This is a genomic window from [Clostridium] saccharolyticum WM1, assembly GCF_000144625.1.
Lineage (GTDB): Bacteria > Bacillota > Clostridia > Lachnospirales > Lachnospiraceae > Lacrimispora > Lacrimispora saccharolytica.
On sequence record NC_014376.1, the window covers coordinates 2,947,850 to 2,974,567 of the forward strand.

Sequence of the window (26,718 nt, forward strand, 5' to 3'; positions counted from 1 at the left end):
TATCGATAATTTAATCAATATCCATATCCAAATTTACTCAATCAGATTCTTTATTTTGGTCTTATGCTCATTAAAATATTTTAATGCAATTTTGGGCATATGTCAATATTATATTGGATAATTATTGTATACTAGAAGAAACGATAAACCGGTTCTTTTCCAGAAATTAAAAAATGCTATATGACCGCTTTCCATTTAAGGAAACAGCCTATAGCACTTTTTAACCATTCCATATATAATAACAATTTTGTGTTTAAAAATCCATTCTACCATGCCGCCAGCAATTCTTATGACAAAACTTACCTTTACAATTGTCTTCACATATTATCTTAACCGATCCACAGTCCGGGCAAGCATACTGCCCCTTTTTGATAGCATCTAAGTTTTCGAAGCTTTCCTTCCACTCTTTTCCGCAATCCAGACATCTGATTGGGCATATATTCCGTGTAAAATTACCTCCTTCAATGCGAATCATTTTTCCATTGATCAAGCTATCTGCAACTTTCTCTCTAGCAGATAAAAGTATACGCTGAAAGGTCGGCCTTGATACTTCCATGCGCTCTGCGCATTCTCCCTGTTCCAACCCTTCCAAATCCTTTAATCTAATTGCTTCTAGTTCCTCAAGCTTTAAGATATTTTCCGGCAACTCTTCTACATCCGTTTCTGATGGTACAAAATATGGGATTGCCGGTATATGTTCAATTTTTCTCCATTTTGTAGGTCTTGCCATTTTTGACTCCTTTATATAAGAATTATTTTATGCCATTGTATTTGAATATGTATTCATTTAAGTTTGCATTCAGTTTACGGGAGATCATTGGGCACTTTGCCTTTAATAAGAAAAAAACATTATTGTTTTCATCCGAAAGTGCTTCATAATTTCCCTGTCCCTTACTTATTATAATATCCGATTTATTAAAAATGTCAATGAATTCATCGCCACAATCCTCTAATATGAGACCTGGTGCATTACAACCAGTTGAAACAATTCTTGCAACTTCGCTTAGCCCAGAAGCAATTGCATCCTTTTCTGTTACGTCATTGATAATTGGTTCACTTCTCACAGCATAGGTAACAGTAACTCCAGACAATGATTCAATTAACATTTTATCAAATACCGTCTCACCATTGTTATCACCAACAATTAGTATATTGGATGCTTCCTTCAGCTTGCTTTTAAATATTTCGATATCACAAATGGAAAAATTTTTATCTAGTTCTGTCTCAATGCATTTTGTTAGATTGATATCTTTGTATACAGCCGCATCAATATTATTTCCCGTTGCTGCAATCTTTAATGCCCAATATATTTTATCATCCTTACAATTTAAAAACTCTTTTAAATATGGATAAATACTTATTGCAGCTTCTAAATCATTCTCCTTAATTTTTGAATATGGATCCATATTTCCCGTCTGGGTCTTAATAATCTGATGAATACCCCGTGCCAAATCAGGTGAGTTCCGATATGATTTGTAATTCAGGAGTAATCTAATAGTTTCTTCTACTACTTTTTCCTGGATTTCTATATCATCAGTTACTATTCTGGATGCCTCTAGTGCTTGTCTCAGCATACAGGGCACACAATCTAGAAATAATTTCATTGTATCCTCCGACTCCGTTCATTCTGATTATCAACATTTGAATCTGGTACTATTTTATCAATAAATAAAACTCCATTCAGATGATCAATCTCATGGCAAATTGCCCGTGCCAATAAATCAGTACCTTCTAACTCAAAATATGCTCCTGTCTCATTCTGAGCTTTAATACGTACTTTTTGAGGCCGAACCACTTCTCCTGATATACCGGGCACACTTAAGCACCCTTCCATCCCCTGCTGTTGTCCCGATTGCTCCATAATCTCAGGATTAATAAGTTTAATCAGCCCCGCACCAATATCGATTACTACTAATCTCTTTAACACTCCAACTTGTGGAGCTGCCAAGCCTACTCCCTCTTCCTGATACATCGTATCTGCCATATCTTCTAATAATGTTAGCACTTTATTGTCTATATTTTCAACTTTTTTTGCTTGCTTTCGCAATATAGTATTATTTTCCTTATTATTTCTAATATTTCTATATGCCATATAATCCATCCTTTGAATTCATGAAAATTTAACGTGAAGTGAATATTTAATTGATTTATCACTTTATCTCGTATTTTAAGGGAAGCCGGCTATATTGCCGGCCTCCCTAAAGTCACTAACTATTCTTTTGAATCATCCATATCAGCTAATCGTTCTTTCACTAGCTTTAATTGATTATTAAGCACAATCTCTTGATTAGTAAGATAAGTCTTTTCATCCATTTCGGGAATATTCACAGAAAAATTGTTTCTTAAATATCCGGGTATTCCTGTTTCGTTAAATTGCCGACGGTAGCCTCTTTGGCATCCATAGCCACCAACTGCTCTGTTTTGAAAGCGCATTCCATATGCATTATTATAGCATAGTCCAGCGCCTCTTCCAGTCATCGGTCCCATTCCCATAGGTCCTGTTCCATCTCTTCTTGGCATATTTTTACACCTCCTTTTTATTCAAAGCATCATTTTTCATTACATACAGGATTATTCCTAATACTCCAAGTATCAAGCTTATTATGCGCATAAAATTATTCGTACTTCTTTCAAAGCAAAATCCAGCGCCTCTGCCAGTCATTGGTCCCATACCATTTGGGCCTGTTCCATCTCTCCTTGGTATGTCCATCACCTCCAGTGAGAAATCAATCTAAACAGAATGTTTGTTGTTTAGTGTTAATTAGTAACTGCTTACGATAGAGAAATCGCATCTTACGGACAGGTTGATATACAAGCCCCGCATTCAATACAGTCGTCATTAATCACCGCCTTTTCATTTGCCATACTAATTGCCCCAACAGGACAGATCTCTTCACACTGCCTACAACCTATGCACCTGTCTACGTTTACTTTCGCTGCCAAAGAATCAACCCCTTTCTATTGTAAAAAGCTTTTATAAGTTATCAGATAATAGCATATGCCCATAACTATAATAATATAGTTATGGGCATATGTCAATATCCATTGTTATCTAAATTTAAATATTTTTATATTTATAAAATAATGGAAAGTTGTTCTATAGTATTTGACTGCTTATTTGTTATCCATATGGTTATTTTGACATTCACTACAATATCCATACAGATATAGCTTGTGTCCTAAAATCGAGAAATTTGTTTAGCTTTCCAGCTCTTCTTCATAAAATCCTAAAGGACAGCTTTGAATCGTTATTATTTTTTTGCATCCAACACATACCAAATAATGACTATGATTCATATTATTGTATTCAAATAACATTCTGTCATCATCCATAATATTGATTTTTTTCACTAATTCAATATTTTCCATAGCCTCCAACGTACGATATACAGTTGATATATCTATAGCAATATTTTCTTCTTTTAATAATTTATATTTTGTTCTGCCGATATTGGCTGACTGCTTTTTGTCAATATATCCAAAATTGCTTTCCGACTTTTTGTCCTTCTCAATCAGTTCTCGATAAATTTTTCTTCATAATTTGTGATATTGCTCAATGACCTATTCCTCCTTATTGATCCAATTGTGATTATTCAGCCACAGCGGTTTTTACTAATTATTTCAAACAGCCTTTATATTGTTTGTTTTTATCCGTCTGCGAATTGCACGAATTCCCGCCAATAAAGCATTTTGTAAAAACTGATATTCAAATAATGCACGAATCAATTTGTTATCCCCTCCTCATGTTCTTTTAACACTCTATGTGGTACTCCATGAGCAATTAAGTCAACCGGACATCCATATAATTCATTTACAATATGTTCATTTAATTCCGGCTCTCCATGATAAACCAAGCTTCCATTTAAGCAGGCTAACCTTCGAACTTTTGATGAAATGGCTAAAAGATCATGAGTAACAAGCACAATTGTCATTTTTTTGTTTAAAGCTTCAAGCAAATCATAAATTTGATCTCTTGAGCTTGCATCAACACTTGCAGTTGGTTCATCTAAAAGCAAAATTTCAGGATTAATAGTAAGTGCTCTTGCAATTAGGAGTCTTTGAAATTCACCTCCTGATAATGCTGAAATCTGCCTGTTTGCTAATCTTACAATCCCAACACGTTTTAACTGTTCGTACGATATCTCTTTATCCGCATTTGAATATTTCATAAATGGAGACACCCCAGGCTTAATCCTTCCCGTTAACACAACTTCAAGTGCAGATATCGGAAACCGTCTGTCCATTGTTGCAAATTGGGGTACATAACCTACGGAAGATCTGTTTTTATTAAGTTTCTTCCCATAAATTTGTATTTTTCCACTCGTTATCGGAGTCAATCCTAAAACAGTGTGGATCTCTTTCTCCTGATTCAAAAGTCCTATCTTCATAGATATCTACAACTTTATTCTCTAATGAGATTACTTTTACATCACCGACATTAGGTAATATATTCGCCTCTTCTGTTGGTACTCCTATTGAAAAATAAACGGAAGCCTTATTGAATTTCTCCATTTCCATTGGTGTTGGCTCGTAATTTTCCGGACTGCTGCCGGGTGGTATCAGAGTAACTACTTCAACCAGCTCTCCACATACTGCTTCCACGAATGTTTTTTCAGGTACTATACTAACTGCTACAATTAATTTATCCCCCTTTTCACCTTCTGTTTCTGTTTGAGTACAAGCAGTCAAAAATGCCGCATATGTTATTCCAATAATAAAAAGTATAATACGTTTCTTTTTATAACTCTTCATAGCACCCCCTCTTCTTACAATATTTTTATAGCATACATAATGAATCAGCTGACTGTTTCACTTGTTATGAATTGTCTTATTGCAATTCATTTGCATTATTATTCTAATCTCATTATGAGCATATGTCAATATATTAAGTGGTACTCTATTATATTCACTTAAAAAAAGACCAAATTCTTTTATATAGAACTTAGTCTTTTACTGTTCAAATTACCATATCGCATTTCTCTTTTATATTAAATTCCAAAAAATAAGTATTCTCCTTTGGAATCCATTCTTCAATATACCTCTGATACATTAAATCACCATTTCTTTTTAGTATTCGATTTTTTTGCTCTATTTTACCAATCTGCAAAAAATCTTTAAGTCATAATTGCTAGATAAAGTAGGATGCATACTATATGATCCCTCAATTTCCCTTTCTAAGAAAGTTTTATAATCATTTTCTACAATCATTATTCATTTTACTGCAACCAACTTTTAATAAACTATAAATTTGACATTATCTTTTATCCTTTTTATAGTGACGTAGATATGTATTATTTGATTTTCCTAAGGGCACAAAATATGCGTCCTTAGGAAAACCTTCAGATCTTCTCGCTTTAATTGGCATTGGAAGCTAGTTCTTCTTTGCATTTTTTACAGAGTCCTAATAACGTTATATTTGCATCCTTTACTTCAAGTCCTTTCTTCTGCTCCACCCTTTGATTTAATTTAATATAGTCTAAGTTAATGTCGACGTCATCAATGTCAACCATAGCATTACAGTTGGAACATTTAAAATGAATATGCAAAGGTTTTCTGCTAAATATTTTTAGTTCATAATAATTTATACCACCTATCGGTATTACTTTTACTATTCCTAATTTCACAAATATCTTGAGACTTCTGTATACTGTCGCCAACCCAATTTTTTCTTCTTTCAAATGCTGGTATATTTCTTCTGCAGTTAAATGGCACGAAGAATTCATCAACTCAATTAATATTAATTCTTTCTGCTTGGTGTTCTTAATTCCATGATTAGATAAGATTTCTTGATACCATAATAGATTTTCGCTCAAGCAGATCACCTTTCTTAATCGTTACAATGGCCTTCGTGTGAATGTTCTGTACATACACTGCCTGTAGATTTTAACACTCCGCCGATAAATTGTTTTACAATATCATCTGCTATCCCTTGTGCTCCGACAACAACTTCAATTCCGTTTTCTATAAATAATTGCTGAGCAGCTTCACCCATACCTCCGGCTATTATGACATTCGCCTTCTGCTCTTTTAAAAAGACCGGAAGATATCCCGGTTTATGTCCCGGGTTTGCAACAAAAGACTTGTTCACCACTTCAACATTATCAACGTCATATAAAGTAAATCCTTCACAATGTCCAAAATGTCCACTAACCATACTTCCATCACTTGCTACTGCTACTCTCATCATTACATTCCTCCAATTATGATTTGTATTGTTTTGCATTTTTGTTATTACCATATAACTATTCATTCGAAGCCACATTTCCTCAATTGCTTTTCTGGCAGAGCTATCTTCAAATTCAGTAATCGGCTTTAAGGTATTAACAGATTCCATAACCTTTTTATCAAATGGTATTTTTCCTGCAACAAAAAGCTTCTTATCCTCTGCAAAAGCCTCAATCTGAGCTGTCATATCAGAATTGATATCATACTTATTGATGCAGATCATAACCCGCGTTTCAAAGCGTTCAGAAAGTTCTAAAATTCTTTTCAAATCATCCAGTCCTGATTTCGTCGGCTCTGTTACGATTAATGCAACATCTGTTTCGGTAATAGAAGCAATTACGGAGCATCCGATCCCTGGAGAGCCATCAATAATCGTGATGTTCTTGCCATCTTCAAAACGCTTTACATTTTTTCTAAGATACGTTACCAGTTTACCAGAGCCATCACTTCCGACTCCCATCATCGCTCGAGAAATAATTCCTTTCTCAGTTTTTGTTAAGAATACATCTGCTGTCTTTTCTTCCACTAGAGAAATCGCATTTTGCGGGCACACGACTTTGCAAGCTCCGCATCCTTCACAGCTGAATAAATCGATCGTACAATTTTTAATTGCACCGAACTTACAAACCTCTTCGCAGATTTCACAATTGATACAAAGACTTCTATTTATCCTGGCTTTTTTCCCGCCGTAAAAGTTTTTCTTTTCAATATCCGTTCCTTTATAAAACAGATATAAATTAGGTGCATCTACATCACAGTCAACTTTGATTACTTTTTTGGCAATCTCAGATAAAGCTGCAACTACAGTCGTTTTTCCGGTGCCGCCTTTTCCGCTTAATACAGATATCACCATGAGAATGCCTCCTTTATCTTTTCTGCTATCTGGTAAAATATTTTTTTATGAGCTTCATCTTCACACAACATAATTCCTTTTGAATATAATGCTGCAGCTTCCATGCTATAAGGGATAGTTCCAAATAAAGTAATATTGTTTTTCCTGCAATAACTCTTAATCATATTTTCTGTTCCATCATCTTTATTAATTATGATTCCATATGGTATATGATAAAGCTTTACAAGTTCAACAGCCATATTAAGATCATGTAATCCAAATTCAGATGGTTCTGTAACCAGAATTGCTTCATCTGCATATTTCAGGGCGTTGACTACATTACAGGAAGTACCCGGCGGGCAATCAATCAAATGATCTTCTTCTGGTAAATTGACAAGAAGTTTACGAATCACGGGCACTGCCATTGGCTCACCAACATTTAAAATTCCTCTTAAACAGTTGATGTCCTTGGCGCTCCCGCTTTCCAACTTTCCAATAGAACGTTTGGCATAGAAAAGTGCACCTGTTTTGCAGACCAGCCTGCATGTACCACAGTCATGACATAATTTCTCAAAGACAACAATCTCATTCCCTGCCTTCGCCAGCGCATTAAACTGACATGCTTTTGCACAAGCTCCGCACAATACACATGTTTCCTTCTCTATGACAGGATAGCCGGCAAAAACATCTTCTCCCTTTTGGATGGAAGGATTCAGAAAAATAAATCCATTTGGCTCTTCTACATCACAATCAACATAACTTACGCCCAATGTCACTGCAAGATTAGTAGATACCGTTGTCTTTCCGGTTCCTCCTTTTCCACTAAGTATTGCTATATTCATGTCGTTCTCCTTATAAAAGCTATTTCATACCGTGATGCGCATTTCCTGCCGTACTGATCTCGAACAACTGGTTCTTTTGAAACATCTCAACCACTCTATATATTGGAAGTGCTTCACAGCTGTATGCTTTTATTTCTGCTTTTTCTATAAGCTCAAATGCATTCGGGCCTAAATTCCCTGTTATAATTACCGACACATTTTCTTCTATCACCTGACTTGCAGCTGCAATCCCTGCTCCTCCCCCTGAAGATACTCCATTGTTATTGATAACCTTATAGTCCCCAGTCTCTGTGTTAAAAATTTGAAAATAGTCACACCTTCCGAACCTTCTATCCAAAAGGCTTTCTTTATGCTGACCTGTTGCTGATATTGCAATTTTCATTTTGCTACCTCACTTTCACAACTATTATTATGGGCATATGCTAATTATTATATTACTATTACTATTGGTTTTTGTCAAATGACAATTATAATAAATTGATATTTCTTTCAGTAGCTTATTTTATTAAAGATTAACCAAATACTTATTAAACAGCTCTTCCTTGTCCAATTTTTCCCATGGCAAATTTAGATCATTTCTTCCAAAATGCCCATACACAGCTGTCTGTTTGTATATTGGTCTTCTTAAATCTAACATTTTTATAATACCAGCAGGTCTCAGGTCAAAATTATTTCTGATAATTTCTATTAATTTTTCATCTGAAACTTTTCCTGTTCCAAATGTATCTACCATAATAGAAGTTGGATGCGCCACACCGATTGCATAAGAAAGTTGTATCTCACACTTGTCTGCAAGTCCTGATGCTACTATATTCTTCGCCACATAGCGCGCTGCATATGCTGCCGATCTATCTACCTTGGTACAATCTTTTCCTGAAAAAGCACCACCGCCATGACGAGCATAACCTCCATAAGTATCCACAATAATTTTTCTACCTGTAAGACCACGATCTCCACATGGACCACCAACAACAAATCTCCCAGTGGGATTTATAAAGTATTTTGTCTTCTCATCAATTAATTCTCTTGGAATAATAGGGTCAAGTACGAACCTTTTAATATCTTCATGTATTTTAGTCTGTGCAATGTTCGGATCATGTTGAGCAGAATGAACAACCGCACTTATGTGAATTGGTTTTCCTTTTTCATCATACTCTACTGTTACCTGTGATTTCCCATCTGGTCTTAAATATGTTAAAATTCCATCCTTACGAACTTTCGTAAGCTGCCCGCATAATTTATGTGCAAGTGCTATTGGATACGGGAGATACTCTGCTGTTTCATTCGTTGCATACCCAAACATCATTCCCTGATCACCTGCACCACTTGTTTCGATTTCTTCATCTGACATACTATTCTCTTTTGCTTCAAGTGCTTTATTAACTCCCATAGCAATATCTTCTGATTGTTTATCTAGTTTAACAACAACTTCACATGTGTTACCATCAAATCCATAACCCTCTTTATCATATCCAATATCTAAAACGGTCTTACGAACAATATGTTCTACATTAATTTTTGCATCTGTTGTAATTTCCCCCATGACTAATACAAAACCTGTATTCGTACAAGTTTCACAGGCGACTCTGCTCATGGGGTCTTGCTCCAATAGCGCATCTAATATTGCATCAGATACCTGATCACATAATTTATCTGGATGTCCCTCTGTAACCGACTCTGATGTAAATAATCTTTTTTCCATTCCATTTTCCTCCGTATATTAAAAGTATGTTATTCATAAATAGAAATTGCTTTCTCTAATTTTTATACTATGTATTGGTGTTGAAACAAGGTCTATTGCTGTTTCGCCTGCTATCATTTCTGATATTGTTATTTCTTTCGTATCTTCTGGCATCTTAATCATATTCACTACTATTTTCTATACAATATTGCCTCAAAAGAGAATACATCTGGAATTTAAGCTTCTGCATTAATTGGTTTTAGATGTTTATTAGTCCATGCATGCATCGTTTTTCCAGTTGCTAATATTTTTTGATTAGAGGCATTTATTACCTGGTAAGAAAAAATGACACGAACTTTTGCAATGGAATCTAACTTTGTTTTTACAATTATCTCATCCTCATATCGTGCAGGGCTTTTAAACCTGCAGTTCATTTCATATAATGGCAGTAATACATCGCTTTCTTCTATTTGTCCAATGGATAATCTAATTTTAGCAAAGAAATCAGTTCTACCGGCTTCAAACCATACAGCATAATTAATGATGAACAATTTTCATCAGATCAGTTTCTGAATATCTCACAACAAATTTTGTTTCAATACTTCTATCCACTCCTTCCTCTATATAAACCATTAAACTATCTTTTATGTCATCATCCATACATATTTATCTCTCTTTCATCAATTTAATCATGACAATAGAAGGTTCGTAAAACGTGTTTTCTATCCTTTGGCCGGTTGCTGTAATTGCCATGCTTTTTCATAATTGCACATTCTATTCTTTTCTTCTGTAGTATACAGCTAGTTTCATTTGGTTCCTTTATATTGCCGTTCGTAAAAAATGCATTAGCATGACAACCACCTGAGCAAAATAGTTTTGCCCAGCATTCCCTGCACTTCTCTTTTTCAAAAACAGTATTTTCTTTCAATTCCTTACATAACCGATTATTTGAAATGCCTGAATATATATCACCAACTATAAATTCATCTTGTCCGACAAATTGATGGCATGGATATAATTTCCCTTCCGGAGATACTGCAAGGTACTCATACCCTGCTCCGCATGCAGTAATTCTTTTAAATAAGCATGGTCCATCCTCAAGATTAATATTAAAGTGATAAAACCGGAATTTATCATCTGATTTGTTTAATGTGTCCGCGCTTGAATTCATACATTTCTCTTACATCGATGATGATATTATTATTTTCAACAAGCTCTCTGACCCTATCAACATTCACCTGTTTAAAGTCACCATTTAAAAGGTTAGATCCTACATATCCTGCGTAATTTACAATATCCTTTGCAGTTGTAAACGGAGGTGCATAGCTTAATTCCAAGTCTTTTAAATCTTCTACTGTTCCGCCGAACTTAATGGCAGTAGCAACAATATCAATGCGTTTTGTAACATCACCCCTGCCAATTGCCTGAGCGCCTAAAAATTCTTCCTGTCGGTACTTCAAACAGAAGTTTAAAATGCATCGTTGCCGCATCCGGCATGATTCCTACTTTATCAGATAGAATTATGCGTACAATATCATAATTTATTTTTATATTAAGAGCTTTAATCAAAGATTCATTTAATCCGATAGACGCACCATTATATTCAAATACTTTAATTGCAGAAGATCCAATATACCCTTTGTTCAATGTACTCTTATGATTGATATGATCCGCAACGGATCTTGCTTGCTTTAATGCGGGACCGGCTAATGATAATTTTGTCATCGTATGGGTTAATGCATGATAAACTTCGATTACATCACCGACTGCATAAAGTTCTTATCGAGCTGTGCAAAGGACTGAATAATTGGTATCACTGAAATTCTTCGTGACCTGCCTGCAGACAACATCATTTCAAAGGATTCAATTTTGGGAATGGTTCCAATCTCATCTGCATAAATCATCACCCGGTTCGGCAGCTTCCCACCATTTTCATCTGCTATTGTAAGCATTTCACGATAGAATTGCTGTAAAAATAGTGACACCATTAAATATTTTGTATTATCTTCCTCTGGAAGGCTGAGAAAGATTGCTGACTTTTCCTTACAAAATGTTTCTGCATCAATAGCTGTTTCAAAACAGAGAATTTGTTCCATTTCTGAATCTAAAAATGTATTCAGTCTTGATAAAACAGTCGAAAGTACGGATGCCATTGCCTGTTCAGAAGAATTGAGAGCAGCTCCTGCAAACCACTTAGCTTTATGAGTGGACGGAAGTTTATCCATTAACAACTATGCCCCTGCAATTCCTTCTCCACCGTGGTACCTTTTTCATCCATATAAAATTTTAGAGCCTCCAGTTTATCTTTTGGAAAGCTCACCTGCAGTACCGCTTTTATTCATGTTTTCATCTTCTCTCAGAATGATACATTCATGGACGGATGAGGGGAGAATAATCAGGTTACCGCCGATTCTGTCCGAAATATCTTGCAGCACAGTATCATCCAGCATGTAAGATGCGCCCTGCATTTTTTCTGAATTAGAAAGAACCCACATCGGACTTATCTCCGCTCCCAGCACCATAAATTCTTCCGGTAATCCACCCATCATTTCTGCAAGAATTTCATTCAAGCTCTCAAAAAAATATGGCAGCATCTGCTTCATATTCGTCATAGCCTGCTCATGCAGTGTATCAATATCCACGCCAAACATTTTTAGATGACTGTTATGGATTGCAATGCTGCCACGATTATCCGGAGATACCATTACCTGAATTCGATAGACCGACGCCAAGTCTTCATAGTTTTTATGGGGCAAATCCTCAAGCATTTTTTCATTCTTCTCAGCATTTACCAAGGTTACATAGAGTTTGTCCTTGATATTGTCATAAGTGAAGCCTTCGATAGGAAATACCGGAATCCGATTCATTTCTCTTTGATAAACACCGCTGATACTTTTTAAGCTTTCTTCTAATGTCATGCCATCCTGATACTTTTGGAAGAATGGTTCCAGATAGATATTAGGTGAAATATTCTCTTTACCTCTCAGCGATATTGCGGTAAGTTCCAACCCATTATTCTTATTTACCTTGTTGATATGAACCTCTGTATCCTGATATTCCTGGGGTAGATAATCCAAAATGTTTTCTCTGACTGACTCTGCATATTCTATAAAATTCATGTTTTCTCTTCTCCTTTTCTCTTCCTATAATTTAAAACCGATGAATGACATTCGTGGCTGAGCCTCAGGCTCTTTTCCAGTAAACACCGGTATTTCATTAAAATCTTTTGTAAACATCCCAGCCTGTTTATCCGTAAGTGATACGAATTCACCATCTTCACTGTCACCGCAAATAAAAAAAGGACCAGCAATAATATCATTACCAATCCTGCGGTTCAGTTCCATTCCGTTGATTTTTCCTTCTTCATTGACTACTGCAATGCAGTTATTCTCAAGATAAACACATTCGAATAGCCCTTCTACTTCTGCCTGAATCCCTTCAAGGTCATTCTGGATTTCCTTCACATACGGCATTTTCCCGGGTTCTATTTTTAGTACCCGGATCATATTTTCATTTTCCATTAAGGTTTCCTCCTAACTGAATTTCATTTGACAGCACACTTGTCCTCACTTTCTATTCTTTAACAAGCGGTCTGCCATACAGAACCTGCTTGTCAGAATCAAATAAATCACGATATACAACGACTCCTTTGGAGTAGGATGCATCAATTACTTTGCCATCTCCGGCATAGATACCGACATGGGTTATATTCATGAATCGTCCATTTGGCTTATGACTCCAGAACACCAAATCACCAGGCAGTAAATCTTCTTTTGCAATAGTCAAGCCGTTATTAAAGCATTACCGTCCCTGTTCAGCAGCCGTTCCAGGGAATGAAATTCCAAACTGCTTGTAGCACCACATCGTCAGATAGCTGCAGTCCGTATAACTTCCTTGCCCTCTTTTCTCCTGTGAGTAAGGATCCCCCAGCCTTGACATAGCAAGTTTTACAATCTCACTTCCATTTTCTCCTGCCTGCAGATCATGATATAGATTCTCTAGTTCTTCCTCTGACAGCTGATATTTCCAGCCCTCCCATCCTGTTGTACTGTCATCTTCCAAAGGAGCTGCCGTTCCGTATGCAATACGGTAATAAATTTCTGTCGCATTTGCCATATTCTCATAGGTCACTGCTTTTCCCATTGCAGTATTAATATTCTGATAGACTACAGATAAATCTTTTATAGGAACTGGAACCGTATATGTTTCCTCCTTGGTCTTCCCATCCTCCATGGTCACTATCCGTGTATGTTCTTCATAAGTCACAAAACAATCTGCAAATTTTCTGCAGTCTACCGCAGACGACTGGTCGGCGCCGAAAAACAGAGAATAAAAAACTACCTTAATCTGAATTGGATCAAGGCTATCTCCATTCTCCATCTTTGCATTGAGTTCATTTACGATCCCGTCAATCACAGCAAAACTATCACGCATAACTTGAATGTGTTCCCGATAATCTTCCGGTACATCTTCTGCGATTTCGCCACCATGAAAGCATATCTCCATCTGCTTCGAATACCGGATGCCCCTCACATGGAGCACAGCCGCTGGCATTAAAATTTTGTTGTCACGTAGGTATTTGACAATGGTGTTGCGCCCCACGCCGTTTGCGTACATCTCAAAGATTTTCCGTACCACCGGTGCGGTTTCCTCATCTATGATATAGTGATTTTTCAGATTCGGATCTTTTTTATAGCCATAGGGCGGATGGGAAACCAGTTGCTCTCCATTCAAAAACTTTGCGTTTTTAGAAGCTCTGATCTTTTTGCTGATGTCCTTTGCATAGAGATCGTTCACGATAAATTTGAACGGAGCAAAGTCGTTGTTGCTGTTGTTCTTATCCTGTGTGTCATAATTATCGCCGATGGCTATGTAGCGGACGCTGTGTTCGGGAAAATAAATCTCGGTGTAGTAGCCAGTCATGATGTAATCCCTGCCCAAACGGGAGAGGTCTTTGGTAATTACACAGTTTATTTCTCCGCTTTCAATGCCTTCAGTCATCCGCTGAAAATCGGGGCGGTTGTAGTTGGTACCTGTGAAGCCATCGTCTTGGTAGTAGGTTTTTACCGCCATTCCGTTTCTCTCACAGTACTGTCGAATGATCTCCTTTTGCATGACGATGCTGCCGCTTTCTCCGATATTATCATCATCACGGCTGAGCCTTGTGTAGGCTCCTACCTGTAAATTTTGCTGTTTCATCTACTTCAAATCCTCCTTTTCCAAATGAAACAGCGTGTCAGGGTTTGCGTTTTGCAACACAAGGATACCCTAACACGCCTGCCAAAGCTATACCGGAAACCACTAAATTTACGTTGCCTAAGTCTGTGCTTTGGAGACTATGAGGCTCTCCACACAGTCCTCTATGCTCCTACCGTCAGGGAGAAAATGCAGATTCACAGTGTAATTCGTCCTGCCGATTTTCATGGTTTTGGAAGCTTGACTAGAAGAACAGCCCACAGCGTTTTTCACTGCCTGTTCATACACACTGGTGTCAATCTCGCCTAACTGGTCAGCCAGTGCGGCTCTCATTTGGGAAAAGAAATTGCAAATCCAGTTCATAATTCTTGTGTTTTTCATAGGTCGTCCATCCTTTCTGTTATTTGGTTGTTATCATCCACAGAGAAAGAAAAAATTGCATTTTCCTGCCTTTGAAGCAGAAATTGAGGGGATAAATCCCATAATTACGCCATTCCTTAAATATTTGACATAACAATTTGCGGTACCGGACAAAAAGTTATGTCACTTTCGAATCCCCCAACGGCTTTGCCGGTGGGCATTTTCGGGAGTTATGCTGCCGAAGCAGCATAACTCTTTTAACCTGCACAATATTCAACCCTGCTGTTTTTTCAGGTATAGCCCTATATAATCTCTTTCTCTGTTGATAAAGATTGTTGTTATTGGGAAGTTATTATTCTTCTTGTTTACTCCTATCCGTTTGCAAGACGGGGCATAGACCACCATGACCTATGGGGGCATCCGACTGGCAGGCAGATAAACCGGTAATCTCATAGGAATTATTGATTTGCTTTCCGCCTCTGAAGTTTTTTGTAACAATAATAAGTCTTAGAAAGCTGTTTGATTGCTTTGCTGACAGAACTGACTGCAATCCCGCAGGCTGATGCGATGGTCTGCTTGCTTGGGTAACATCCGCTCTTTTTGTTTCTGCATTTGCAGAGATAGCAGTACACATAAAAAGCAATCGGAGATAATTTGAAATCAAAAATCTGATTTTGTACGACAAAAAAGTTTCCTCGTTTCATGTTCACGAACACACTCCTTTCGAACGAGAAAGAGAAGACATAAAAAATGCCCCTCACTTCTTATAAGGAAAAAGTCAAGGAGCTGCACGACTCATAAAGTTAAGATTTATTCTCTTGATTTAATTCGGTTAAACGAATACACTGTATACATATGCCTTGAAAGGATATGATGACATGGAATATATGACCGTACGAGAAGCAGCTGAAAAATGGGACATCACAGAGCGCTGGGTTCAGAAGCTCTGCGAAGAAAATAGAGTCAAAGGTGCTGTTCGGTTTAGCAGGTATGGATGATTCCGAAAGATGCCACCAAACCCGTTGATGGACGGAGAAAGGAGAAAACCAATGAATAGGATATTACTTCTTGAAGATGATTTAAGCCTGATTGATGGACTTTCCTGTTTACTAAAAAGGCAGGGTTTTGAATTAGATATTGCCCGAACTGTAAGAGAAGCCAATACTATTTGGACAGACAGTAAATACGATTTATTGATACTGGATGTGTCCTTGCCGGACGGCTCTGGCTTCGAGGTGTGCCAGAAAGTACGACAGGTTTCCAAGGTTCCTATTATCTTTTTAACCGCATCAGATGAAGAACTAAATATTGTTACGGGACTTGATATTGGTGGAGACGACTATATCACCAAGCCCTTTAAGTTAGGTGTGCTCCTATCAAGAATTAACGCTTTGCTCCGGCGGGCTAAGAATTTTGGAGAGCATGATACAGAAATCATATCCAACGGAATAAAAGTTTTATTATTACAGGGACAAGCCTATAAGGGCGGACAGCTTCTGGACTTGACAACAGCGGAATACCGATTGCTTTGTCTGCTTATGCAAAACCCTAATATCATACTTTCCAAAGAAAAAATTCTGGAAAAGCTATGGGATGGGGATGAGAGCTATGTCGATGATAATACGCTGGCAGTGTATATCCGTAGGCTGCGAATTAAAATCGAGCAGAACCCCGGTGAGCCACAAATGCTGTTGACCGTCAGAGGTATGGGCTACAAGTGGAATGTTATAAGTTGAGGTAGCGCAATGAACATTTTTACCAATAAAGATATTCGAAATTTTTTTATACTAATGTCCTGCATATTGGGTAGTTTTATTGTCATGTCCCAATTTATCATATGGCTGTTTTGGGGAGTACTGAATCTTGCGGTTTTCGTGCTCTCACTTCTCATTACCGTATGTGTATTAGGCGTTTGCTTTTTATATTTTCGGAAGCAGCATCGGGTTATAGAAGATGCCATAACACAAATCAATTTATATCTTTCGGGAGAAACGGATGCACGCATTGGCTGTGATCAGGAGGGCAGCCTGTATAAGCTGTTTCATGCGGTAAACACATTGGCTACGGCACTCGATGCTCATGCTGCAAAAGAACAAAAAGTTAAAGAGTTTTTGAAAGGCACGATCTCTGATATCTCTCATCAGCTAAAGACGCCTCTTGCCGCCCTTACTATTTACAACGGGCTTTTACAGGACGAAACCGGAGATGTGGACTCCATGCGGGAATTCGCGGTTAAGTCGGAAAAGGAAATCGGCAGGATAGAAATGCTCGTTCAAAATCTCCTGAAAATTACTAAAATAGATGCCGGGTCTATTATCCTGGAGAAATCACCTGAAAACATATCGGATATGTTTAATGACATCTATCAGCATTTTGAATTTCGCGCCAAGGGAGAGCAGAAAACGATCCTCTTGTCGGGGCCTGATAATATTGAACTTTTTTGTGACAGGAATTGGATAACAGAAGCCATCAGCAATATTGTGAAAAATGCCCTTGACCATACGGACACAGGCGGTCGAATTGCTATTGAATGGAAAAAGCTTCCCGCAGTCACACAGATCATCGTTAGAGACAATGGGAGCGGCATTCACCCGGAAGATATCCATCATATTTTCAAGCGGTTCTACCGCAGCCGATTTTCAAAAGATACGCAAGGCATCGGCCTTGGGTTGCCGCTTGCAAAAGCCATCGTGGAAGCTCACGACGGAAACATCACGGTGGATAGCGTTTTAGGTGGAGGAAGCGTATTCGTTATAAATTTTCTGAACCTTACTAAAATGTAAGCCAGAATTCATATGAGAGTAAGGAACGGATGTTAACCTACCTTTATAGAAAGGTGGGGTTTATTTTGAATTCATTATTTGAGAAATTTACGAGATACTCAATATTTCGTGCGGCTATTCTCTGTGTAATGGGAATTGTGACATTTTTCTTCCCGGAATTTTTGCTTAGTGGCATGGTCTATGTAATTGCTGGGTATGCGATTCTCAGTGGAGCTTTTAGTATTGCGGATTATTTTCTCCGTAAAAAAGCGGCTCCAAAAGCAATTAACTATGGGAGCCTTATTTTTTCCTGTCTGCTGATTATATTCGGCATCCTTTCAATCGCTTATTTTCGTTACCTTGTTAGTTTACTGCCAGTTTTTCTCGGTGTACTGATGATGATTGAAAGCATCGTTTACTTTGTGATTGCTCTGTGCGCGGACACAAGAACAAAGCCGTTTCTGATTATTCTTGCCGTTTTCATCATGATAGGCGGAATTGTTGCCAACATCTTTACATTTGGCTTTGGGGGTGTGCTGACGCTTTCACACATTTTTCGCTCGCTTTTACTGCTTTCGTGTGCATATGAACTGATTGTTTACCTAATACATCGGAAGGCTGTCAAGCAGAATTCTGAAAGGAGTGAAATGATATGAATTTATTAGACGTAACTGACGTTTGCAAGACCTATGGAAAAGGTGAAACTGCAGTCAATGCATTAAAAAACGTGAGCTTTTCGGTTCCAAAAGGAGAATTTATTGCAGTTGTCGGGGAATCCGGTTCCGGAAAAAGCACACTGCTTAATATGATCGGGGCGCTTGATACGCCTACATCCGGCAAGGTGCTGATTGACGGTAACGATATATTCAACATAAATGATGAAAAGCTCACCATTTTCCGACGCAGGAACATAGGCTTCGTTTTTCAGGCGTTCAATCTGATACCGGAACTCAATGTCGAGCAGAACATTACCTTCCCTGTTTTACTCGATTATAAGAAACCGGATCAGGCATATGTAGAAGAACTCCTTACGGTGCTGTCCTTAAAGGACAGGCGCAATCACCTGCCACGCCAGTTATCCGGCGGACAGCAGCAGCGCGTAGCGATAGGCCGTGCTCTGATTGCACGCCCCATGCTGATTCTTGCGGACGAACCGACTGGAAATCTGGACAGTCAAAACAGCAGCGAGGTAATTTCGCTTCTGAAAACAGCCTCCAAACGCTATCAGCAGACCATTATTATGATTACGCATAACCGAAGTCTTGCTTCCACGGCCGACCGCGTGTTACAAGTATCGGACGGTGTACTCACAGACTTAGGGGGATACGCCGAATGAATAGTTATCTTGGTTTAATTAAGGAATATGGGAAAATCCACAAGAAAAAGACGCGAATAACAATCATCTGTATTGCAATAGCTGTTTGCCTTGTTACAGCTATTTTCGGCTTGGCCGAAGCAATGATACAGGCTCAAACTATTGGTCAAATTAAGGCAAATGGTTATTGGCATGTTGCTTTCAAAAATATAGATGCTGAAACCGCATCGCTCATTCAAAATCGCCCTGAAACAGAGGTCGCCGGTTGGCTTTCAACCACACAGGAAGGAACGCTTGGAAAAGAAGCTATTGCTATAATGGGCGGCGATGAAGCAATATCCGGCAATATGGGGCTTACCGTTAATAGCGGTCGTTTCCCTCAGTCGGCAAAGGAAGCCTTGTTGGATGAACAATTGGTAAATGAGCGTGGCATTTCATTAAATGACACCGTAGAAGTATTGTTATCGGATGGCAGCACACATGACTTTGTTATTACCGGAACTTACAGCAATACCCTGTCACAGAAAAAGGATGATACGCATGGCCTGTTTTTGTCCTATGGCGGCATACGGGAAATAAGCAACGGCACAAGCGGATACACTTACTATGTTCAGTTTAAGAGCGGCGCTGATATGAGAAATGCTATTGATACCATAAAAGAGAATTTCAATTTGTCAGACAAACAGGTTTCAGAAAATCCGGCGCTTCTCGGATTGACTGGACAAAGCCGAGATAGTTATATGGTAAGTATCTATATCACCGCGGTTATCTTGTTTATACTTGTACTTGCGGCCGGAACATTGATGATTGCAAGCAGCATTAACATGTCTGTACGGGAGCGGGTTCAATTTTTCGGGCTAATGCGCTGCCTTGGAGCATCGACTTCACAGGTCAAAAAATATGTATTGCTTGAAAGTATTCGGCTTTGCCTGTTTGGAATACCGATCGGCCTTATTGTGGGGATGGTCATAACGATGGCTTCCTCGGCGTTTTTAAGATACGTCAATTCAACATATTTCAGCAATATGCCAATATTTGACCTAAGCCTGATCAGTCTTGTAAGTGGAACATTGGTTGGATTTTTAACTGTAACGTTGGCTGCGCTTTCTCCTGCCAACAAAGCGGCAAAGGTATCCCCGCAGTGCGCCGTATCCGGCAATGCGGAGAAAAGCACTATGTTTACAGCGAAATCGGCATTGAATATAAAACTAATTAAGCCGGAAACATCACTTGGAATTTCCCATGCGCTCTCTGATAAAAAGAATATTTTATTAATGACAGGGTCATTTGCCATCAGCATAATACTCTTTCTTTCTTTTAGTGTCATGGTTGATTTTATGGGGCAAGGGATACGAGCGTTAAAACCATATACGCCTGATATTTCGATTGTAAGCAGTGCCAATTCTAATTCACTGGTTAAAGAGGTCTTGAAGAAAGCGCAAAATATAAGTGGTGTAAAACGCACCTTTGGACGGATGTTTGAAGGTAATTTATCTATAACAAGCGCCCATGGTGACGCTAAAATCAACTTAATTTCTTATGATGAAAATCAGTTTAAGTGGGCAAAACAGGAATTGGTTTCCGGCAACATTAATACCGTGATAAATAAAAACAATACTGTTTTAGTCGTTCATTCGGATAACTCTAACTTGCAAGTTGGTGACACTTTTACAATAAAAACGGCACATGGCAAAAATACAGTTTATGTTGCCGGGGTACTTTCAAACAGTTCATTTGTCAGTGAAGCAAATATACAGACCGTTATTTGTTCCGAGCAGACATTTCAAGGTTTAACTGGAGAACAGGGATATTCGGTAATAGATATGCAGCTTGCAAGGAACGCAAGCGAGGATACAGTCACACAACTACGCAGGCTTACTTCATCGGAACAGATTTTTTCAGACCGACGAGAGGCCAATTCAGGAGCCAAAGCAGCATACTACTCCTTTGCATTGTTTATTTATGGCTTTCTTGTAATAATCGCGTCTATCACTGTATTCAATATAATTAACAGCATGAACAACAGTGTTTCTAACAGGAAAAACAGATATGGTGTAATGAAAGCAATCGGAATGACGGGAAAGCAACTCCATCATATGGTGATTGTTGAAGCGGCAACCTATGCGATATGCGGTTGTCTGGCCGGACTTATTATAAGTCTGCCTATTCACAGGCTGATATTTCAAATGATGATAACGTCAAAATGGGGGCTTAATTGGCAAGTACCATTTGGGATGCTTGCAATTATAATCGGCATTACTATATTATCAACGGTTTTGTCCGTCATACGTCCAGTAAAAACACTTAATAAAATGAGCGTTACAGATATTGTTAACACACAATGAAATAGCATAAAAATTAAACAGTGTAATTTTAAGGGCAAACTTGCCGAAAGACAAGGACGTAAAGCCAAGGGTCTAAGATGTGAATGCATTATGATAGCCTGGCTGCCGTTAAGGATTGCGTACAAAACCTGCCCTTTTTGCGGCAGGTTTTTTTCATAATAAAAAAGAAAGGCGGCACCCGCCCAACAAAAAAACGTGAGTTTGGCGGGTCTATTTTCATGCCTGAATAAGCAATATCGTAACCCTTCAAGCTCACCAGTTTGGAGGGTTTTCTATGCGTGCTCGATATGCCTTGAACTTCAGGCGACCGCTATTAAGTAGCGGTCGAGCGTGATGAAGCAGACAGCTTTGTATACGCTGCTTTAATTGGCAAACTGTTTAAAAAAAGTCTACACTGCTCATGGGAGTATTGCGAACAAAAACATGAACCATCAGAGCAGGTAGAGAGCGAACTAAATTGTAAGAGCGTACTGACGGACAGTTATGTCTGCAGGTATGCTTTTTTTGTTTCTTTTGGGATCATTCCAGGGATACAGATTAGCAACGGAGGATGCCGGAAGAACTCTTTCGAACTGGCTTTCAAACACATTTCTACCGGTCGGACCAACACACAAAAAACCCTGCTGTTGACGGAGCATCAGGCGGTCTACATTCAATTTGCTCCGAACAAGTTCGGTCAGCACATCCGTCTGTAATAGCTTTAACCCATCATAATCATTTGCGGTAAGCTCAATATATACCGCACAGTGAAGAAGCGGCTCCCGGTTGCGGTGCATGGCAGATACCAGTGTTACCACGTCCTGCAGATTACTTTTCGCCGTAACTGTTTGCTGCAAGTCATTGGTATTTGTCGTGTTCATCCGGTTCTTATTGGCAGCATTATGGATGATCTTCTTTTCCTCCGTTACTGTAACCTGCCTTGTGTAAATACGCAAGGTAACACCATCCTTTTCTCCCAAATGGCGAAGGATTGCCTGTTCGCTTGTACTCGTTGGATATTCCCGGAGTGCCCACACACACCGGAATGTATTTCCGCAGATAAAGTGATCCACGTTAAACTTTATTATGGATGGCGCAATCATATCGACAAAGGTTTTAACACTATCGCTTGATTCAATCATACATTTTGTATTTTTCATTCAGTTAACCTTTCTTTCCAACAAAAAAACAACCTCCATAAAATCAAAGGTTGTCTTTTTATTTTCTTATTCATATTAGCATAAATCAATATTGATTGATTTCATTTTTTAGCTTCATTATTTTTTCTTCAATGGCTTGAATGACCTTAATGAATTCTTCATCACTCTTGCCACTTGGATCTTCCAATCCCCAATCCTCCCGGTGTTTACAAGGCAAGAACGGACACTGCACATTGCATCCCATGGTCACTACAATATCAACCGTCGGAATTTCTTCGAGAAGCTTGGATTTTGTGTTTTCTCCATATCAATTCCGTATAAGTCTTTCATCAGGCGTACAGCATTATGATTAATCTGTGGTTTTGTTTCTGTCCCTGCAGAATAACATTCAAATACATCCGAAGCCAAATGCTTTCCGAGAGCTTCTGCAATTTGACTTCTGCAGGAATTGTGAACACAGATAAAGGCTACTTTTGGTAACATAAGTCATACTCTCCTTCGCTAATAATTTGGACTGCGACGCACCATAAAAGCTTATCAACTTATCCTCTTACTTTTTCTAATATTTTAATGACCTCTTCTGTCTTTAAAACCTTACCAAAGGAAACCACTTTACCATCTATGACCAGAGCCGGTGTTGACATGACTCCATAAGCTGCAATCTGTGCAAAGTCTGTTACATGATCAATCTTTGTATCCATTCCAAGCGTCTCTAATGCCTCTTTTGTAGCTGCCTCTAACTGATTGCACTTTGCGCATCCAGAACCAAGCACCTTTACCTCAGTTACTTCATTCTTCTCTGTTTCAGCTGACACAAGTATTTCCGAATCACAGTTACCACCACAACAACATCCTGTTTCTTCTGCCACAGGAGTCTTTGGTTCACATGTTCCTCCACAATCACAGCCCGTCTTTACTTCCTCTTTTTTCTTTCCAATACCAAATAATGCCATTACAAATTCCTCCTAATAATTCATTTAATTTTTAATAGTTCCTCATTAACAGCAGCTTCCTTTACAGGAACATTCTTTACTCTTCTTACCTTTAAAGAATATTTTTAAGTTTTCAGGTATCTCATATTCCTGTGAATTGGAACTATATTTATCAAACGTAATAAATGCGTTTTTTAAGACTGCTTCTGCTATCATCTCTTTCGGCGGAATTTCATAAACCTCACCATTATATTCAAAAACACGGCAATCAACAGCAGTTCCGCTTATTTCACTGCAACATCCACAGCTATTTTCAGCCACAGAAAAGCATATATCCTGACCATTCACGCGGATGGTTGGTGATGATACAAACCGATACTGTTTAGCAAGCTCCTCTGTTTCCATTTTAATTTTATTGTATTTCACTTTATATCCAGCCATTTCAATAGCTGGTGTAAGAACTGCCATTACTTCATCCAAAATAACATCCGTACCAACACAGCACTCACAAGTTTCAAGATCCAGATAAAGATACTCAACCTGCACCATATTTTCAACCTGCTCTTTACATTCACAACTGTCTTCGCTTAATGACAAACCACCATTTGGAGGAATCCATCCTGTATCTTCACCCACATAGGTGATTGCTCCAACCGGACACAGATTACCACATCCATGACAATGATCGATACAGTTTTTTGTATTAATTACAATAGGAGATGGGGCTTTCTCAGTATTATATACATCATGCGTACACTTTTTGATACAAGCTCCGCACTCGCTGCATACAATATAATCAATAACTGGATACCATGTTTTTGCCATTAGATATACCTCCTCATTTAAACAAATAAGTATTGAAAGAAATTAAACAAGTAACCTACAATTATAATACCGATGGTACAAATAGCAATAAACAGCCCTAACAATTTCGGTTTAACAGCCTTGCGAAGCATGATCATGGAAGGAAGACTGAGAGTTGTAACTGCCATCATGAAGGATAGTACTGTTCCAAGCTGAGCACCTTTATAAAGTAAAGCCTCGGCAACCGGAATGGTACCAAAAATATCAGCATACATTGGAACTCCAATCAGCGTAGCAAGTATTACCCCAAATGGATTGTGACTTCCAAGTACTGTTTCAATCCAGCTTTCCGGTATCCAGTTATGGATGATTGCTCCAATACCAACTCCTATCAGTATATATGGAAATACCTTTTTAAATGTTGATACCACCTGATCTTTTGCGTATATGACCCGTTCTTTTTTCGTTAACGTAGGTGAATCAATATCTACTGTGGAAGCAGTTCGAATAAACTCCTCAACATGCTGTTCCATATGCATCTTCTCAATGATAGTACCTCCAATTACTGCAACAATCAAACCAACGATTACATAAACAACGGCAACCTTTACTCCGAAGATACTCATAAGAAGGACTAGAGAACCAAGATCTACCATAGGAGAAGAAATCAAAAAGGAAAATGTTACTCCAAGAGGCAGTCCGGCACTGGTAAAACCAATAAATAGTGGAATCGAGGAACAAGAGCAAAATGGTGTTACTGTTCCAAGCAGAGCCGCCATGATATTGGCATGTATTCCATGAAATCTGCCCATGATTTTCTTACTGCGTTCTGGCGGAAAATAGCTCTGGATATAAGAAATCATAAAAATTAATGTACATAACAATATCGTTATTTTAATAACATCATAGAGAAAGAACTGCACACTTCCCCAAAGCCTGCTTGAAATATCAAACCCCAATGAAGAAAGCATATTACCAATCAGTGTATTGAGCCATTTCATGGCCAGAACCTGATTTTGAATAAACAGTCCTATATCTTGTAAAATCTGCATTATAATCTTCCTTTCTTATTAAATCTAATTTTGTCAATATATACTGTTATGATAAAGCCATCCTTTCAATGGCTCTATCTACAGGAACATTCCTGCACAGTACTATATAGTTTAGTGATTTTATCAAGCAGCTCTTTTGCATAGGCACTGCCTTCCTCGCTGATGGAATAATGTGTCCATTTACCTTCTTTTCTGGCATTCACAACCCCGGAATCACACAATATCTTCATGTGATGGGACAAGGTAGATTGACCGATATTCAAATCTTCCAACAGCTTACAGGCACATTTCTCACCTGTCTGTAAAAGTTCCAAAATCATAAGACGGTTTTCATCACAAAATGCTTTAAAGACCTTTGCATTTTTTTCGTATTCAATTATTGACACTGTATCACCTCATATCTATTTTATTCGATATGATTATATCATATTCTTCAAATCGATAAATGTCAATATGTTCTGAAGACTTTTTTACCACACTTTGTACCATTATTTAAGATTACATACTCTCCCCCATAATTACCCACCTTTCACCGTCATAATCCTCATATTTTTCAGTAGTAACAGCAAGAATAACGATTGGTTACAAGTTGACCGCCTGCATTGGAGTCGGGGTTGTAGTACACCTCTTTCGCAGCATCATCTTCGATATAAAATTTGGAATTTTGAAATGCTGAACTGTGTTCGTTTACATACTTCTGATGGTGTTCATTCATGTCACTCATGCTTGTTCGTCCTCCTTTGATATATTTTTTGCATATCGGTTCTTAGGCAATTTTCCTCTGCGCTATAGCAGATAAATCCATGGGAGGGATAGGGGCAGTCACCGCAGCTTGGGAATGGTCCAAGAGGATGCGGATCATTTTTCGACTTGCTGCTAGAAACAAGGCTATCCGAATCATAGCAAGCCGTTCTCTTATTTTTCTTATATCGTATTAGCATGGCTCTCCTTTCTGGACACAAAAAAAGCCGGAGAATCTGAGTGCTAAAATGCACTTCAATTCTCCGGCTCTATCCGTTTTATTATTATATTTTTTTATGAAAATCTTCTATATCTCAAGAATGATTTTAACATCAGTTTAAGGGGCATATCTCAAAAATATCGTTTTGCATCAGTATTTTTCGCTGAAAAAGGGGATAAAAAACGTGCATTTTTTGCCCCGATTTTTGCTCTTTTTTCGCCTTCAAACCACTATATATTGTGGTCAATCCTTACTTTTTGCTTTTCAAACCA

General features: G+C 38.2%; 35 protein-coding genes, 3 pseudogenes and 1 riboswitch. Of the genes and pseudogenes, 6 read left to right on the top strand and 32 right to left on the bottom strand.

Features of this window, described 5'->3' with window-relative positions; translation table 11 throughout:
• Positions 1–253: 253 nt before the first annotated feature.
• The 25 genes and pseudogenes from CLOSA_RS13655 to CLOSA_RS13765 form a co-directional block, all read right to left on the bottom strand.
• Positions 254–730 carry a DUF134 domain-containing protein gene (locus tag CLOSA_RS13655; protein ID WP_013273358.1) on the bottom strand — a complete coding sequence of 159 codons (477 nt, stop codon included), beginning with the start codon at positions 728–730 and terminating at the stop codon, positions 254–256.
• Positions 731–752: 22 nt separating this feature from the next.
• Positions 753–1,604 carry a damage-control phosphatase ARMT1 family protein gene (locus CLOSA_RS13660; RefSeq protein ID WP_013273359.1) on the bottom strand — a complete coding sequence of 284 codons (852 nt, stop codon included), beginning with the start codon at positions 1,602–1,604 and terminating at the stop codon, positions 753–755.
• Positions 1,601–2,092, bottom strand: coding sequence for a peptide deformylase (gene def / locus CLOSA_RS13665; protein WP_013273360.1), 492 nt, complete (start codon positions 2,090–2,092; stop codon positions 1,601–1,603). The genes CLOSA_RS13660 and def overlap by 4 nt, the downstream gene beginning before the upstream one ends.
• Before the next feature lie 119 nt (positions 2,093–2,211).
• Complete coding sequence (locus tag CLOSA_RS13670; RefSeq protein ID WP_013273361.1) at positions 2,212–2,520, bottom strand: DUF5320 domain-containing protein; 309 nt, start codon at positions 2,518–2,520, stop codon at positions 2,212–2,214.
• A gap of 4 nt (positions 2,521–2,524) precedes the next feature.
• Positions 2,525–2,710: a DUF5320 domain-containing protein gene (locus CLOSA_RS13675; protein ID WP_041708638.1), complete on the bottom strand. Its 186-nt coding sequence runs from the start codon at positions 2,708–2,710 to the stop codon at positions 2,525–2,527.
• Between the two features lie 83 nt (positions 2,711–2,793).
• The gene (locus CLOSA_RS23585) at positions 2,794–2,943 is read right to left on the bottom strand and encodes a 4Fe-4S binding protein (protein WP_081443028.1); all 150 of its coding nucleotides are present in this window, start codon (positions 2,941–2,943) and stop codon (positions 2,794–2,796) included.
• 255 nt (positions 2,944–3,198) lie between these two features.
• A complete protein-coding gene (locus CLOSA_RS23220) occupies positions 3,199–3,528 on the bottom strand; it encodes a transcriptional repressor (protein WP_081443029.1) in 330 nt (109 codons plus the stop codon).
• 194 nt (positions 3,529–3,722) lie between these two features.
• On the bottom strand, positions 3,723–4,373 hold the full coding sequence (locus tag CLOSA_RS13685) for a metal ABC transporter ATP-binding protein (RefSeq protein WP_242647739.1): 651 nt from the start codon (positions 4,371–4,373) through the stop codon (positions 3,723–3,725).
• Positions 4,288–4,752 carry a metal ABC transporter solute-binding protein, Zn/Mn family gene (locus CLOSA_RS13690; RefSeq protein ID WP_081443031.1) on the bottom strand — a complete coding sequence of 155 codons (465 nt, stop codon included), beginning with the start codon at positions 4,750–4,752 and terminating at the stop codon, positions 4,288–4,290. Before CLOSA_RS13690 ends, CLOSA_RS13685 begins: the two co-directional genes overlap by 86 nt.
• A 602-nt stretch (positions 4,753–5,354) precedes the next feature.
• Entirely contained in the window at positions 5,355–5,813 is a 459-nt protein-coding gene (locus CLOSA_RS13695; protein WP_013273362.1) for a Fur family transcriptional regulator, read from the bottom strand.
• A gap of 14 nt (positions 5,814–5,827) precedes the next feature.
• Positions 5,828–7,078: a NifB/NifX family molybdenum-iron cluster-binding protein gene (locus tag CLOSA_RS13700; protein WP_013273363.1), complete on the bottom strand. Its 1,251-nt coding sequence runs from the start codon at positions 7,076–7,078 to the stop codon at positions 5,828–5,830.
• Complete coding sequence (locus tag CLOSA_RS13705) at positions 7,072–7,899, bottom strand: nucleotide-binding protein (RefSeq protein WP_013273364.1); 828 nt, start codon at positions 7,897–7,899, stop codon at positions 7,072–7,074. The genes CLOSA_RS13700 and CLOSA_RS13705 overlap by 7 nt, the downstream gene beginning before the upstream one ends.
• Before the next feature lie 19 nt (positions 7,900–7,918).
• Positions 7,919–8,281, bottom strand: coding sequence for a NifB/NifX family molybdenum-iron cluster-binding protein (locus CLOSA_RS13710; protein ID WP_013273365.1), 363 nt, complete (start codon positions 8,279–8,281; stop codon positions 7,919–7,921).
• 123 nt (positions 8,282–8,404) lie between these two features.
• Positions 8,405–9,601 (bottom strand): methionine adenosyltransferase, encoded by a 1,197-nt coding sequence (gene metK / locus CLOSA_RS13715; protein WP_013273366.1) that lies wholly within the window; start codon positions 9,599–9,601, stop codon positions 8,405–8,407.
• 215 nt (positions 9,602–9,816) lie between these two features.
• The gene (locus CLOSA_RS13720; protein WP_242647740.1) at positions 9,817–10,131 is read right to left on the bottom strand and encodes an acyl-CoA thioesterase; all 315 of its coding nucleotides are present in this window, start codon (positions 10,129–10,131) and stop codon (positions 9,817–9,819) included.
• Positions 10,118–10,240, bottom strand: coding sequence for a hypothetical protein (locus CLOSA_RS23420; protein ID WP_013273367.1), 123 nt, complete (start codon positions 10,238–10,240; stop codon positions 10,118–10,120). Before CLOSA_RS23420 ends, CLOSA_RS13720 begins: the two co-directional genes overlap by 14 nt.
• 25 nt (positions 10,241–10,265) lie before the next feature.
• Positions 10,266–10,751, bottom strand: coding sequence for an SPASM domain-containing protein (locus tag CLOSA_RS13725; protein ID WP_041708639.1), 486 nt, complete (start codon positions 10,749–10,751; stop codon positions 10,266–10,268).
• Complete coding sequence (locus CLOSA_RS23225) at positions 10,714–11,070, bottom strand: hypothetical protein (RefSeq protein WP_242647741.1); 357 nt, start codon at positions 11,068–11,070, stop codon at positions 10,714–10,716. Before CLOSA_RS23225 ends, CLOSA_RS13725 begins: the two co-directional genes overlap by 38 nt.
• A gap of 282 nt (positions 11,071–11,352) precedes the next feature.
• Positions 11,353–11,811 (bottom strand): annotated as a pseudogene (locus CLOSA_RS22480) (type IV secretory system conjugative DNA transfer family protein); the annotation flags it as partial.
• A gap of 69 nt (positions 11,812–11,880) precedes the next feature.
• A complete protein-coding gene (locus CLOSA_RS13740) occupies positions 11,881–12,699 on the bottom strand; it encodes a DUF5688 family protein (RefSeq protein WP_013273368.1) in 819 nt (272 codons plus the stop codon).
• 24 nt (positions 12,700–12,723) lie between these two features.
• Positions 12,724–13,101, bottom strand: a complete 378-nt coding sequence (locus CLOSA_RS13745) for a DUF3846 domain-containing protein (RefSeq protein ID WP_013273369.1) — start codon at positions 13,099–13,101, stop codon at positions 12,724–12,726.
• Between the two features lie 52 nt (positions 13,102–13,153).
• Complete coding sequence (locus tag CLOSA_RS23075; RefSeq protein WP_204593039.1) at positions 13,154–13,366, bottom strand: C40 family peptidase; 213 nt, start codon at positions 13,364–13,366, stop codon at positions 13,154–13,156.
• 15 nt (positions 13,367–13,381) lie between these two features.
• Complete coding sequence (locus CLOSA_RS23080) at positions 13,382–14,779, bottom strand: recombinase family protein (protein ID WP_049791670.1); 1,398 nt, start codon at positions 14,777–14,779, stop codon at positions 13,382–13,384.
• A 117-nt stretch (positions 14,780–14,896) separates the two neighbouring features.
• Entirely contained in the window at positions 14,897–15,157 is a 261-nt protein-coding gene (locus tag CLOSA_RS13760; protein ID WP_013273370.1) for a hypothetical protein, read from the bottom strand.
• A gap of 437 nt (positions 15,158–15,594) precedes the next feature.
• The gene (locus CLOSA_RS13765) at positions 15,595–15,840 is read right to left on the bottom strand and encodes a helix-turn-helix domain-containing protein (RefSeq protein ID WP_013273371.1); all 246 of its coding nucleotides are present in this window, start codon (positions 15,838–15,840) and stop codon (positions 15,595–15,597) included.
• Between the two features lie 183 nt (positions 15,841–16,023).
• Between CLOSA_RS13765 and CLOSA_RS23780 the strand changes: the two genes are divergently transcribed.
• The 6 genes from CLOSA_RS23780 (at position 16,024) to CLOSA_RS13795 (ending at position 21,558) form a co-directional block, all read left to right on the top strand.
• On the top strand, positions 16,024–16,134 hold the full coding sequence (locus CLOSA_RS23780) for a hypothetical protein (protein WP_456300574.1): 111 nt from the start codon (positions 16,024–16,026) through the stop codon (positions 16,132–16,134).
• Between the two features lie 51 nt (positions 16,135–16,185).
• Positions 16,186–16,872, top strand: coding sequence for a response regulator transcription factor (locus tag CLOSA_RS13775; RefSeq protein WP_013273372.1), 687 nt, complete (start codon positions 16,186–16,188; stop codon positions 16,870–16,872).
• A 9-nt stretch (positions 16,873–16,881) separates the two neighbouring features.
• Complete coding sequence (locus CLOSA_RS13780; protein ID WP_013273373.1) at positions 16,882–17,919, top strand: sensor histidine kinase; 1,038 nt, start codon at positions 16,882–16,884, stop codon at positions 17,917–17,919.
• Between the two features lie 65 nt (positions 17,920–17,984).
• The gene (locus CLOSA_RS13785) at positions 17,985–18,554 is read left to right on the top strand and encodes a DUF308 domain-containing protein (RefSeq protein WP_157669021.1); all 570 of its coding nucleotides are present in this window, start codon (positions 17,985–17,987) and stop codon (positions 18,552–18,554) included.
• On the top strand, positions 18,551–19,234 hold the full coding sequence (locus CLOSA_RS13790; protein WP_013273375.1) for an ABC transporter ATP-binding protein: 684 nt from the start codon (positions 18,551–18,553) through the stop codon (positions 19,232–19,234). Before CLOSA_RS13785 ends, CLOSA_RS13790 begins: the two co-directional genes overlap by 4 nt.
• Complete coding sequence (locus tag CLOSA_RS13795; protein WP_013273376.1) at positions 19,231–21,558, top strand: ABC transporter permease; 2,328 nt, start codon at positions 19,231–19,233, stop codon at positions 21,556–21,558. The genes CLOSA_RS13790 and CLOSA_RS13795 overlap by 4 nt, the downstream gene beginning before the upstream one ends.
• A 23-nt stretch (positions 21,559–21,581) precedes the next feature.
• Positions 21,582–21,668: riboswitch (cyclic di-GMP riboswitch) on the top strand.
• Positions 21,669–22,079: 411 nt separating this feature from the next.
• On the opposite strand, the pseudogene CLOSA_RS13800 reads toward CLOSA_RS13795, so the two are convergent.
• The 7 genes and pseudogenes from CLOSA_RS13800 to CLOSA_RS22705 all read right to left on the bottom strand — a co-directional run.
• A pseudogene (locus CLOSA_RS13800) lies at positions 22,080–22,697 on the bottom strand (type VI secretion protein); the annotation flags it as partial.
• 85 nt (positions 22,698–22,782) lie between these two features.
• Positions 22,783–23,180 (bottom strand): annotated as a pseudogene (locus CLOSA_RS13805) (arsenate reductase ArsC).
• Positions 23,181–23,239: 59 nt separating this feature from the next.
• On the bottom strand, positions 23,240–23,650 hold the full coding sequence (locus CLOSA_RS13810) for a thioredoxin family protein (protein WP_013273378.1): 411 nt from the start codon (positions 23,648–23,650) through the stop codon (positions 23,240–23,242).
• A 45-nt stretch (positions 23,651–23,695) separates the two neighbouring features.
• Positions 23,696–24,454: a DUF2703 domain-containing protein gene (locus tag CLOSA_RS13815; protein ID WP_013273379.1), complete on the bottom strand. Its 759-nt coding sequence runs from the start codon at positions 24,452–24,454 to the stop codon at positions 23,696–23,698.
• Positions 24,455–24,471: 17 nt separating this feature from the next.
• Positions 24,472–25,485 carry a permease gene (locus CLOSA_RS13820; RefSeq protein WP_013273380.1) on the bottom strand — a complete coding sequence of 338 codons (1,014 nt, stop codon included), beginning with the start codon at positions 25,483–25,485 and terminating at the stop codon, positions 24,472–24,474.
• A 74-nt stretch (positions 25,486–25,559) separates the two neighbouring features.
• The gene (locus CLOSA_RS13825) at positions 25,560–25,865 is read right to left on the bottom strand and encodes an ArsR/SmtB family transcription factor (RefSeq protein ID WP_334290399.1); all 306 of its coding nucleotides are present in this window, start codon (positions 25,863–25,865) and stop codon (positions 25,560–25,562) included.
• A 173-nt stretch (positions 25,866–26,038) separates the two neighbouring features.
• Positions 26,039–26,209 (bottom strand): hypothetical protein, encoded by a 171-nt coding sequence (locus CLOSA_RS22705; protein ID WP_013273382.1) that lies wholly within the window; start codon positions 26,207–26,209, stop codon positions 26,039–26,041.
• Between the last annotated feature and the right edge of the window lie 509 nt (positions 26,210–26,718).